The sequence below is a fragment of the Pseudomonas sp. LBUM1663 genome (genome assembly GCF_059695905.1).
In genome coordinates this window covers 4,603,132-4,615,262 of sequence record NZ_CP166792.1, presented here as the reverse complement: position 1 = coordinate 4,615,262, position 12,131 = coordinate 4,603,132, and the positions used below count along the sequence as shown (strand labels likewise).

General features: G+C 61.3%; 10 protein-coding genes. 3 read left to right on the top strand and 7 right to left on the bottom strand.

What is annotated here, in order from left to right; genetic code table 11:
* Positions 1–50: 50 nt before the first annotated feature.
* The 6 genes from ACA075_RS21065 to ACA075_RS21040 form a co-directional block, all read right to left on the bottom strand.
* Positions 51–2,012, bottom strand: a complete 1,962-nt coding sequence (locus ACA075_RS21065) for an acetyl/propionyl/methylcrotonyl-CoA carboxylase subunit alpha (RefSeq protein WP_497295126.1) — start codon at positions 2,010–2,012, stop codon at positions 51–53.
* A gap of 134 nt (positions 2,013–2,146) precedes the next feature.
* Complete coding sequence (locus ACA075_RS21060) at positions 2,147–2,944, bottom strand: enoyl-CoA hydratase/isomerase family protein (RefSeq protein WP_497295124.1); 798 nt, start codon at positions 2,942–2,944, stop codon at positions 2,147–2,149.
* A complete protein-coding gene (atuD, locus tag ACA075_RS21055) occupies positions 2,941–4,098 on the bottom strand; it encodes a citronellyl-CoA dehydrogenase (RefSeq protein WP_497295123.1) in 1,158 nt (385 codons plus the stop codon). Before atuD ends, ACA075_RS21060 begins: the two co-directional genes overlap by 4 nt.
* Positions 4,099–4,124: 26 nt before the next feature.
* On the bottom strand, positions 4,125–5,741 hold the full coding sequence (atuC, locus tag ACA075_RS21050) for a geranyl-CoA carboxylase subunit beta (RefSeq protein WP_497295121.1): 1,617 nt from the start codon (positions 5,739–5,741) through the stop codon (positions 4,125–4,127).
* 3 nt (positions 5,742–5,744) lie between these two features.
* Complete coding sequence (locus ACA075_RS21045; RefSeq protein WP_497295120.1) at positions 5,745–6,614, bottom strand: SDR family oxidoreductase; 870 nt, start codon at positions 6,612–6,614, stop codon at positions 5,745–5,747.
* 12 nt (positions 6,615–6,626) lie between these two features.
* Positions 6,627–8,429, bottom strand: a complete 1,803-nt coding sequence (locus ACA075_RS21040) for an acyclic terpene utilization AtuA family protein (RefSeq protein ID WP_497295118.1) — start codon at positions 8,427–8,429, stop codon at positions 6,627–6,629.
* A 178-nt stretch (positions 8,430–8,607) separates the two neighbouring features.
* Here ACA075_RS21040 and ACA075_RS21035 point away from each other — a divergent pair, with 178 nt between their 5' ends.
* The 3 genes from ACA075_RS21035 (at position 8,608) to ACA075_RS21025 (ending at position 11,233) form a co-directional block, all read left to right on the top strand.
* Positions 8,608–9,231, top strand: a complete 624-nt coding sequence (locus tag ACA075_RS21035; protein WP_497295117.1) for a TetR/AcrR family transcriptional regulator — start codon at positions 8,608–8,610, stop codon at positions 9,229–9,231.
* Positions 9,232–9,326: 95 nt separating this feature from the next.
* Entirely contained in the window at positions 9,327–10,121 is a 795-nt protein-coding gene (locus ACA075_RS21030) for a substrate-binding periplasmic protein (RefSeq protein ID WP_497295115.1), read from the top strand.
* Between the two features lie 98 nt (positions 10,122–10,219).
* A complete protein-coding gene (locus tag ACA075_RS21025) occupies positions 10,220–11,233 on the top strand; it encodes a GNAT family N-acetyltransferase (protein ID WP_497295114.1) in 1,014 nt (337 codons plus the stop codon).
* A gap of 156 nt (positions 11,234–11,389) precedes the next feature.
* Here the strand turns inward: ACA075_RS21025 and ACA075_RS21020 are convergent, their stop codons facing one another.
* On the bottom strand, positions 11,390–11,938 hold the full coding sequence (locus ACA075_RS21020) for an RNA polymerase factor sigma-70 (RefSeq protein ID WP_010461205.1): 549 nt from the start codon (positions 11,936–11,938) through the stop codon (positions 11,390–11,392).
* Positions 11,939–12,131 lie beyond the last annotated feature (193 nt).

Sequence of the window (12,131 nt, the reverse complement as noted above, 5' to 3'; positions counted from 1 at the left end):
GTCCTGATAGGGCTTGAGCGTAGCCAAAGCCGGCGGATCCGCCTAGCAGCTTATTCGACCTCCAACAAAATCTGACGATTCTTGACCTGATCGCCGACCCGCACCTGCAAGCGTTTAAGCACGCCGTCGATCCCTGATTTGAGCGGGTGTTCCATTTTCATCGCTTCGAGCACCACCAGCAGTTGACCTTTGCTGACCGGGCTGCCCTCGCTGACCAGTACGTCGACGATAGCCCCGTCCATGGGCGCCTTGAGGGTGCCGGAGCTGACGCTGGCCTGGCTGCTGACCAACGCTTGGGTCCGATCGACCAGACGCAGACTGCCTGGGCGGGTGAACAGCCAGAGCTGTCCGGCCGCGAGGCGGTAGGCATGACGTTGGCGAATGCCATCGATTATCAGTGTGGCCCAATGGCCGTCGCACTGGATGACCTTTAATTCGACGGTTCGGTCGCCGATGTGCAAACGGTACGGTGCTTCAGGCGCTGCGTTCAATGCCACCGGCCAGTCCCGATCCTCCAGGCCGATGCGGTAATGCAGAGGCACGCTGGCGTTGTTCCGCCAGCCAGCCAGCGGGGCGGGATGAGCCTGCGCTGACGCGTGATAGAACAATGCAGCGGCAATCGCCAGTTCTTCCGCGCTTGGAACCGGCGGATGCAGGCAAGGATGGTCGGCGAAACAGCTCGGGATGAACCCGGTGCTGAATTCGCCGCGGATGAATTGCGGGTGTTGCAGCAGGCTGGCGAGCAAGCGTTGATTGCTTTGTACGCCCAGCAGCACGCTGTCCTGCACCGCCCGCAGCAGTTTTCGCCGGGCTTCTTCACGGGTCGCGCCATGGGCGATGATCTTGCCCAGCAGCGGATCGTAGAACGGGCTGATGTGCTGACCCTCGATCAAGCCGTGATCGATGCGCACACCGTCTTGCAACGCAGGTTCCCACGCCTCGATTCGTCCGGTTTGCGGCAGAAAGCCCTGTGCCGGATCTTCTGCGTACAAGCGCACTTCCATGGCATGCCCGTTGAGCTGCACGTCTTCCTGTCTCAACGGCAGCGGCAGGCCCTCGGCGACGTGCAGCTGCCAGGCCACCAGATCGAGGCCGGTGATCAACTCGGTCACTGGGTGTTCCACTTGCAGCCGGGTGTTCATTTCCAGGAAGTAGAACTGCCCGCGCGCGTCCAGCAGGAATTCCACGGTGCCGGCGCCCACGTAATTCACCGCGCGTCCGGCCTTGAGCGCCGCTTCGCCCATGGCCTGGCGCAACTCGGTGGTCATCACCGGGCAGGGCGCTTCTTCGATGACTTTCTGGTGGCGACGCTGGATCGAACAGTCGCGTTCGCCGAGGTAGATCAGGTTGCCGTGCTGGTCGCCGAACACCTGAACTTCGACATGGCGCGGATCGATCAGCGCTTGTTCGAGGATCAATTCGTCGTTGCCAAACCCGTGCAGGGCTTCGGAGCGCGCGGTTCGCAGCTGTTCCAGCAAATCATCGGCGCTGCGCACCAGGCGCATGCCGCGCCCGCCACCGCCGGCGCTGGCCTTGATCATCAGCGGATAACCGATGCGTTCGGCTTCGCGGCTCAGGGTCGCATCGTCCTGTTCGGCGCCCTGATAGCCTTTGATGCAGGGCACGCCGGCTTTGAGCATGGCGAGTTTCGACAGGCGCTTGCTGCCCATCAACTCGATCGCTTCGGGGCTCGGGCCGATGAAGGTGATGCCGGCGTGTTGGCAGGCGAGGGCGAATTCGGCGTTTTCCGAGAGGAAGCCGTAGCCGGGGTGGATCGCGTCGGCACCGCTGCGCCGGGCGGCGTCGATGATCGCCGGAATGTTCAGGTAGGACTGCTGCACCGGGGCCGGGCCGATGTTGACGGCTTCGTCGGCCATTTGGACGTGCAGGGCGTCGGCGTCGGCATCGCTGAATACGGCGACGGTGCGGTAGCCCAAGGCGTGGGCGGTGCGCTGGATGCGGCAGGCGATTTCACCGCGGTTGGCGATGAGGATTTTGCTGAGTCCGGGCATGGGTTCTTCCCTTGAGTGTGCGGTGAATGTGATGGCCTCTTCGCGGGCAAGCCTCGCTCCTACAGGTACAACGATTACCGCGGGATTTGGGCTCGGCACAAAACCCGTAGGAGCGAGGCTTGCCCGCGATGCTTTTAGAGGGCCCACCCCGGTTTGCGTTTTTGCACGAAGGCCATCGTCCCCTCGACTCCTTCAGCCCCAGTCACCGCTTCGCTGAACCACCCGGCCGCTTCATCCAGCAAAGCGTCCGAAGGCTGCCCCGCACTCGCCAGCAACAGTTTTTTGGTCGTGGCATTCGCCCCCGGCGCGCAGCACAACACATGGGCGAGGACTTCATCGAGGCGCTCGGCCAACGCTTGCGCGTCATGCTCGACAAAATGCACCAACCCCATGCGCCGCGCCTGGGTGCCATCGAAACGTGCCGCGGTCAGCGCCAGTCGACGTGCCTGGGTCAGGCCGATGCGCTGGACCACGAACGGCGCGATCTGCGCGGGCAACAGACCGAGGCTGGTTTCCGGCAGACCGAACTGCGCATTGTGATCGGCCAGGGCGACGTCGCTGACGCACGCCAGCCCCAATCCACCGCCGAGCACTGCGCCTTGCAGCACCGTGATGACCACTTGCGGCGCGTGTTGCACCTCTTGCAGCAGCGCGCCGAACGCTCGGTTCAAATCGCGATAGGCGTCCGGGCCTTGAGCCCGGGCACTGGCCATGTCCTTGATGTCGCCGCCGGCACAAAAATGCCCGCCGGCGCCGCCGATCACCAACGCTCGAACGGCTCGATCATCACGCACCGTCGCCAGTACCGCACGCAGTTCGGCGACCATCTGCAAGCTCATGGCGTTGCGGCTTTCCGGGCGGTTGAGCGTGATGTGCAGCACGCCGTTATGGGATTCGAGCAGCAATGTCTGGCAAATCGGCAGGGCGCTCATTTCTTTTTCCCCGGCAGGATGCCCATGAGTTTGCAGATGATGCCCAGCATGATTTCGTCGGCCCCGCCGCCGATCGACACCAGCCGCACGTCACGGTAAGCGCGGGCCACCGGGTTGTCCCACATGAAGCCCATGCCGCCCCAATATTGCAGACAGCTGTCGCTGACTTCGCGGCCCAGGCGCCCGGCCTTGAGTTTGGCCATCGACGCCAGGCGCGTGACGTCCTGACCTTTGATGTACTGCTCGGTGGCCTGATAGACCAGCGCCCGCAAGCATTCGATTTCGGTCTGCAGTTCGGCCAGGCGGAAGTGAATGACCTGATTGTCGATCAGCGCGCTGCCAAAGGTTTTGCGTTCCTTGCAATACTCGATGGTGCTGTCGACGCAGTATTCCAGGCCCTTGATCATGTTCGCCGCGCCGAACAGACGTTCTTCCTGGAATTGCAGCATCTGCATCATGAAGCCGGCGCCTTCATGGCCGATGCGGTTGCGTTGCGGCACGCGCACGTTGTCGAAAAACACCTGGGCGGTTTCCGAACTGCGCATGCCCAGCTTGTCCAGGTGCGAACTGAGGCTGATGCCCGGTGTGTTCATCGGCACCATGATCAGCGATTTGTTAACGTGCGGTTTGTCGTCGGAGGTGTTGGCCAGCAGGCAGATGAAGTCGGCGCTCGGCGAGTTGGTGATCCACATTTTGCTGCCGTTGATTACGTAGTCGTCGCCGTCCTTGCGGGCGGTGGTTTTCAACCCGGCGACGTCGGACCCGGCGCCGACTTCGGAGACGCCGATGCAACCGACCTGTTCGCCGGTAATCGAGGGACGGAGGAATTCTTCGCGCAGTTCATCGGAACCGAAACGGGCGAGGGCAGGTGTACACATGTCGGTCTGCACGCCGATGGACATCGGGATCCCGCCGCAGTGAATCGTGCCGAACTCTTCGGCCGCGACGATCGAATAGCTGTAGTCGAGCCCCATCCCACCGAATTTTTCCGGTTTGGAAATCCCCAGCAAGCCGAGGTCGCCGGCCTTGCGGAAAATCTCGTGAATCGGGAAGCGCCCGGCCTTCTCCCATTCCTCGACATGGGGATTGATCTCGTGATCGACGAATTGGCGGACCGTGCGACGCAGTGCTTCGTGTTCCTGGGTGAAGATCATTTTTATTGTTCTCCTGTGATCCGCGATCAGAATCTCGCGACGCCAAAACTGTTGGTTTGTAGCGGCCGCACTTCGGCCTCATGACAGATGTCCAGCAAGTAACCGAGCAAGGTCCGGGTATCCCGCGGGTCGATCAGTCCGTCGTCCCACAGGCTGGCGCTGCCATACAGCGCGGTGGACTGGCTGTCGAGTTTCTGCGCGGTGACCTGTTCGAGCATGTCGAGCATTTTCGGGTCAGGCACCAGGCCGTCCTTGAGCTGTTTGGCCTCGGTGACGATACGCAGCACCTTGCCAGCCTGGGCGCCGCCCATGACGGCGGTGCGACTGTTGGGCCAGGCGAAGATGAACCGCGGGTCGAGGCCGCGGCCGCACATCGCGTAGTTGCCGGCGCCGTAGGAGCCGCCGACGACGATGGTCAGTTTAGGCACTCGGGCGTTGGCCACCGCTTGAATCATCTTCGCGCCGTGCTTGATCACGCCTTGCTGTTCCGATTCGGTGCCGACCATGAACCCGGTGGTGTTGTGGAAAAACAGCAACGGCGTCCGGCTCTGGTCACATAACTGAATAAATTGCGCCGCCTTGCTCGCCCCTTTGGGCGTGATCGGGCCGTTGTTGCCGATGAATCCACAGGCGCGGCCCTGAATGTGCAAATGGCCGCAGATGGTCTGCTGATCGAACTCACCCTTGAACTCGAGGAAGCTCGAACCGTCGGCAATCCGCGCGATGATTTCGCGCACGTCATAGGGTTTTTTCGGGTCGTCGGGAATCAGACCGAGCAGCTCCTCGATCGGGTAGAGCGGGTCTTCCCAGTACCGGGCGGGCGCCACCGGCAGCCGTGCATTCCACGACAGCAGACTGACAATCTCGCGCACCTGGCGCACGCCATCGGCATCATTCTCAGCCAGGTATTCGGCGGTGCCGGCGGTTTGCGCGTGCATCTCGGCGCCGCCCAGTTCTTCATCGGTGGCGACTTCTCCGGTCGCGGCCTTGAGCAGGGGCGGGCCGGCCAGAAACAGCTTCGCCTTGCCACGCACCACCACCACGTAATCCGACAACCCTGGCTGATAGGCGCCACCCGCCGTGGCCGAACCATGAACCACGGTGATTTGCGGCAACCCCATGGCCGACATCCGCGCCTGATTGGCAAAGCTGCGCGCGCCTTCGACGAAAATCTCTGCGGCGTAATTGAGGTTGGCGCCGCCGCTTTCGGCGAGGGTGATCACCGGCAGTTTGTTCTCCATGGCGATCTGTTGCAGGCGCAGGGACTTTTTCAGGCCGCTGGGGGAAATGGTCCCGCCCTTGATCGCGCTGTTGTTCGCCACCACCAGCACGCGCACGCCGGACACGTAGCCGATCCCGGCGATCAAGCCACCACCGGCCGAGCTGCCGTCCTTGTCGTCGTGCAGCTTGTAGCCGGCCAGGCTCGCCAGTTCGAGGAACGGCGCACCGGGGTCGAGTAGCAGATTGAGGCGTTCACGGGGCAGCAATTGGCAGCGCTTGTCGAATTTTGGCTTGGCTTCGGCCGCCTTGTTCAGCAGGTTGTGTTCGAGCTGGCGGACCTGCTCGATGCCGACCAGCATTGCGGTGCGGTTCTGGGCGAACCGTTCGCTGAACGGGTCGATTTGAGACTGGATCACCGGCATGGCTTATTCCTTGTCCTTGAGCACATCAGGAAGGTAGGCGCGGTGAAAACCGTTGTACGACTCACTGTTTTGCGCTTTGTGAATCGGCCATGCCCGCCCGCCAAGGCTCGCCGCGCCGTCGATGCGCAGGGTGCTGCCGCTGATGAATCCCGCCGCCGGGCTGAGCAGGAAAACAATCGCCGCGCTGACTTCCGATTCGGTGCCGATGCGCTTGAGCGGCACGTGCTCGCGCAAAGTCGGAATCACCGCTTTGAACGCACCTTCGTAGGTGTCCATGCCGCTCGAGGCCACCCAACCCGGCGCCACCGCGTTGACCCGCACCCCGGCATAACCCCATTCGAAGGCAGCGGTCTTGGTGAGGTTGTCCATGCCCGAGCGCGCTGCGCCCGAGTGACCCATGCCGGGCATGCCGCCCCACATGTCGGCGAGCATGTTGACGATGGCGCCGCCGTGTTTGCTCATCGACTGGTTGAACACCTCCCGAGCCATCAGGAAACCGCCCACCAGGTTGGTGCGCATCACGGTTTCGAAACCCTTTTGATTGATCGAGGCCAGCGGCGACGGGTATTGGCCACCGGCATTGTTGACCAGCCCATGAATCGGGCCGTGCTTGCGAATCAACTCGCTAACCAGATGCTTGACCGCTTCTTCTTCACGAATGTCGCAGGTGGCCCAGTCCGCCTTGCCGCCGTCTTCGGCAATCTCGGCGGCGACGTTTTTCAACTTGTCGGCCTTGCGCCCGACCAGCAGCACATGGGCGCCGAGTGCCGCCAGCTCATGGGCGGTGCACCGGCCGATGCCGCTGCCGCCACCGGTGACGATGATGGTTTGGCCTGCAAACAAACTGGCTTTGAAAATCGAATCGTAGGCCATGGCGACAGTCCTCTAGTTGACCTGGTCGGCGATGCGCTGGGGCACCGGAATCTGGATGTCCAGCAACTGCTGGGCGAAGGCCTTGCCTTGCGGATCGATCCGCAAGCTGGCCACACCGCCGCCGCCGAGGGCGTTCTCCAGAAGAAAATTGAAACTGTGGGTGCCGGGCAGATACCAACGCTCGACACGTCCGTGTACCGGGTCAAGGACATGGCTCATCCAGTCGACCATCACCTCGGGCGTCAGGGCTTCGGCGATCCATGGCAGGTATTCGGGCGCACGGGCCATGACGCCGATGTTGCTGTGATTGCCCTTGTCGCCGGAGCGCGCCACGGCGAGCTTGATCAGGGCCACGCTGGCATCGGCGCGGCCTGTGGGTTGCGGCGGGTCGAACGGAACGGGCAAGTCATCCGGGTCGAGCACATCGACGGCGGGCAGGGCGCACGGCTGGCGCTGGCCCTTTAGATCAATTTCCAGCGTGCAGGCGGTTTTGTCGATGAGGAACGAGAACAGCCGGATCAGCGGATACACCGTCGGCCGTCCGCCGACAATCCCGGTCAGCCCCGGCGCCATGCCGGTGGCGGCTTGGGCGATTTCCCGGGAGAACACAATCAATGCCTGTTTGTTCGGATGACGCACCGCGAGTTTGATCACCACTTCACGGCTGTCCTGACGTTGGCCGTGGGGGCCGTAAGTCGCCTCGCTGCCCAGGAGTTCGATGTTCACTTCGCTGTAGGGCGCCCAGCCGCGCTGGCTGAAGATATCGGACGTCTTGTTGATGATTGCCTGACTGACCCGCTCGGCCTTGGCCACCGCATCGATCCCGGCGATCAGGCAACTGGCGGTGCAGCGGAAACCGTCCGGGTACGTGGCGCTGACTTTGTACTGATCGGTGGGCGGCAAGCCTTTGGCACCATGCACCTGGACCGCGTTTTTACCTTGTTGCACGAGTTTGACCTGGGTGAAATCGCAGACCACGTCGGGCAGCAGATAGGCTTGGGGGTTGCCGATTTCATAGAGCATCTGTTCGCCGACGGTCAGCGGCGTGACCAGGCCGCCAGAACCCTCGGGTTTGCTGACGATGAACTGGCTGTCGGCGCTGACTTCGACGATGGGGAAGCCAATGTGTTCGTAATCGGGCACGTCGCGCCAATCGGTGAAATTACCGCCGGTGCACTGGGCGCCACATTCGATGATGTGCCCGGCCAATGCGGCCTGGGCCAGTTTGTCGTAGTCATGCCAGGACCAGCCGAATTCATGCACCAGCGCGGCACTGACTACCGCGCTGTCGACGACGCGCCCGGTAATGACGATGTCGGCACCCAAACGAAGGGCTTCGACAATGCCCGGGGCGCCGAGGTAGGCGTTGGTCGAGACGCACATCGGCGGCAAGGGCGCGCCGCTGAACATTTCATGCAGGCCACGACTGCTCAGCTGTTTGAACTGCGGTTGCAGGTCGTCGCCCAGCAGTACGGCGATTTTCAGTGCCACCCCGGCCTTGTCACAGGCCGCTTGCAAGACAGCGGCGCAAGCCTGTGGATTGACCCCGCCGGCATTGCTGATGACGCGGATGTTTTGTTCGGCGAGTTGCCCCAGCAATGGGCTGAGGACTTCGATGAAGTCGCCCGCATAGCCTGCCTGCGTATCTTTCATCCGTGCGCCGGCCATGATCGACATGGTGATTTCGGCCAAATAGTCGAAGACCAGATAGTCCAGACGCCCACCGTGCACCAGTTGCGCAGCAGCGGTTGAGGTATCGCCCCAGAACGCGCTGGCGCATCCGATGCGAATCGTTTCTGGCGCAGTCCTTTCCATAACCACCTCCGAGAGAAGTGCATCGAGACTACCAAGCAAGCGCTTGGTTTGTAAACGGCTGAAATATCTTCTGCCCGAGCGCTTGCTTGGTTGCCGTCGCCAGCTTAAATTGCCCGCGCAACCCCGCTGTTTTAGCGGCGGGCGGCGCATTTGATTGATCGACTGTAGGAGAGAACGGGTGGACGAGCAAAAAGCCCTGGGGGTCATGCGCGAATTGGTCGACAACGGCCAATTGACCGACCCCGACAGCGCCCGCGGCAAACTGCTGCAAGTGGCGGCTCACCTGTTCCGCAACAAAGGTTATGAACGCACCACAGTGCGCGATCTGGCTGGCGCCGTGGGCATTCAGTCGGGCAGCATTTTTCATCACTTCAAAAGCAAGGACGAGATCCTGCGGGCGGTGATGGAAGAGACCATCCGCTACAACACGGCGTTGATGCACGCCGCCCTGGCCGAGGCCGGCAATGTGCGCGAGCGGGTGCTGGCGCTGATTCGCTGCGAATTGCAGTCGATCATGGGCGGCAGCGGCGAGGCCATGGCGGTGTTGGTGTACGAATGGCGTTCGCTGTCCGACGACGGGCAGGCGCAGGTGCTGGCGCTGCGCGATATTTACGAAGCGCTTTGGCTGCAGGTGTTGGGTGAAGCCAAGGACGCCGGTTTTATCCGTGGCGATGTGTTCATCACGCGTCGTTTTCTGACGGGGGCGTTGTCTTGGACCACCACCTGGTTTCGTGCCGGCGGCAGCATGAGCCTCGATCAATTGGCCGATGAAGCATTGATTCTTGTCCTCGAAGAAAAGTAATAAGTTGTCATGAGCCAGCAGGAAACTGGCTAAGTGGCTGAAACCGCCTAGCTTGAATGAATTGATGGATATTTTTTGGGGAGTGGGTTGTTTTGATGTCTTCGCCAATTAGGACGGCCACGCGGCTTTTGCTGGCGTCGCTCGCGACGGTTTGGGTGTTGCCGTCCCAGGCTGCGCAACTGGTGCGGGTCGGTGCCGCGCATTTCCCGCCTTATACCGTGCGCCCGGAGTCCGGTGCCGACACTGGCCTGCTGCCGCAATTGGTAGAAGCCTTGAATCAATTGCAGAGCGACTATCAGTTCGTTCTGGTGCCGACTTCGATTCCCCGGCGATTCGGTGATTTCAAGCAAGGTCGGGTCGACATGGCCATTTTCGAGAACCCGGACTGGGGCTGGAAGGACATTCCCCACACCAGCGTCGACATGGGGCTTGAAGACGCCGAGATTTTCGTCGCGCAACGCGAGCCCGATCGTCAGCAAAGCTATTTTTCCGACCTCACCGGCAAGCGTCTGGCGCTGTTCAGCGGCTATCACTACGAGTTTGCCAACTTCAATGCCGACCCGAAATTCCTCGCGCAGAACTACGACGCCACGCTGACCTATTCCCATGACAGCAACCTGCTGATGGTGCTGCGCGGGCGGGCAGACATTGCCTTGGTGACGCGTTCCTACCTGAGCGATTACCTGCTACGCAACGAGCAGGTGGCCGATCAGTTGCTGGTGTCGCAGCGCATCGATCAGGTGTATCACCACTACGCGATCCTGCGTCCGTCCGCGCCCATCAGCGGCGAGGCGTTCGGCAAGTTACTGCAAGGGTTGCGGGACAATGGGCAGATGCTGAAGATTTTCGATCCGTACAAGATTGCGGTGGTGCCGGTGCCCAAACCCTAATGACGCCGCAGGTCGCGTCATTCGCAACTTCACTTAAATTTCCTGCCCCGGCTCACGTCACATGGTTGAACTGTCGACGATTATCGTGAGCCCGACCCATGCCCAATCTAAATGACCTGACTGCCCTGGCCTTGCCCAACGGAAGCCGTCTTGTAGCTGATGAAACCCAGAGTCGCCTGAATCTCAGCCTGGAAGGGCAGCCGCTGATCGCGCTGCGCCTGACCCGCGAGCCCGACTTGCAGGTACAGGTCGAAAAGCGCTTCGACACGCCTGAAAGTCAGGCGCTCTGGGCCGCCTGCTATTGGCTGTTTGCCCGTGATCCGGCGTGCCAACACCTGACTTTTCAACTGCAGCAGTTGCCCGCCGACGCCTTGGCGAGCGGTTTGTTGATTCCCACCGACACCGCCGGCCAATACCGCTGCGAACGCAGGCTGTTCTGGCAGTTGCCCCAGCCGTGGCTCAGCCAGGCGCAGACCGACACTTATCCGCAGCAAATGGTCATCAGTGTCGGCAAACGTCATCCGCTGCGCCCGCTAAAACCACGGGGTGAAGTCTATCGGCGCTTCGATGCGCGGCTCGGTGCCTGGATTTCCCTGCGCACGCTGGATATCGACCTGGACCTGGCACGTTTCAATCGCTGGCAGAACAGTCCGCGTGTCGCGAGTTTCTGGCAGGAAGAGGGCAGCCTCGAGCAGCACCGCGAGTACCTGAGCAAACTCGAAGCCGACCCTCACACCCTGACCCTGATCGGTTGTTTCGATGATCAGCCGTTTGCCTATTTCGAGGCCTATTGGGCCAAGGAAGATCGCATCGCGCCGTTCTGTGACGCCGGCGATTACGACCGTGGTATCCACATGCTGGTGGGCGAAGAAAATCACCGTGGCCCGCACAAGGTGGCGAGCTGGTTATCGGCGCTGACGCATTTCCTGTTTCTCGACGATCCGCGCACCCAGCGAGTGGTCGCCGAGCCTCGCGCCGACAACGGGAAGATGATCGGGTACATGCAGAACCAGGGTTACCACTGCGAGAAAGAGTTCGACTTCCCCCACAAGCGCGCGGCGTTGATGATGCTGGGGCGGGAGCGGTTTTTTGATCGGTGTGCGTTGGCTTGATGCTTATGACTCAAGGTCTGCACTGACCTTGAGTGCCCCATCGCGAGCAGGCTCGCTCCTACATTTGATCTTCGGTGTTCACAGATTTTGTGTTCACCAGAGATCCAATGTAGGAGCGAGCCTGCTCGCGATTGGGGTCACCGCAGAAATCAGATCTTAGCGACGGGCAAAGGTATCCACACGATTGCCCGACACCTTGCGGCAGTGCACCAGCGCATCGCGAATCATGAAGTTCACCAGGGTCGGCGAGACGCCGAGTTCCTTGGCGATGTCCTTTTGCGGCACGCCGTGCAGGCGGTACATCTCGAAGGCGTAGCGGGTGCGGCTCGGCAGCTCCGTCAGCGCATCGGCAATGTTTTCCAGGGTCGAGAAATTGATGTGCGAGGTTTCCGGCGAAGCACCCTGAATCACCACGTTCAGACCTTCCTCTTCCGGCCCGGAGTACTTCTGCTCCAGCGCCTGCTTGCGATAGTGGTCGATCGCCAGATTGCGCACGATCTGGAACAGATAACTGAGCTGAGCCTTGAAGGATGACGTGATTTGCGGCGCCGATTGCAGCCGGAAAAACGCATCCTGGACCACGTCTTCAGCACGCGACCGGCAGCCGGTAATCCGCGCTGCAATCTTGACCAGAATCAGTCGGTTGTCGACAAAGGCCTGAAGTAGCGGTGAATCGCACCTGCTTGTGGATACTTGTTCCGTCATGGAAATCACCTTGCTGCCAATAGGTTGGGTGGGAGGCCGAGGGGGGAGCCGTCCTACACATCGAGCGACAAATTATGCTGAATGATAATGATTGTCAATTGAGAAAGAGAATTAATGCTCCTCAACGGTGCAGAGTGAGAACTGCGACACGCTGTCGCACTCGCTTGCAGCACTTGGCCCCGCTGGCGATCAA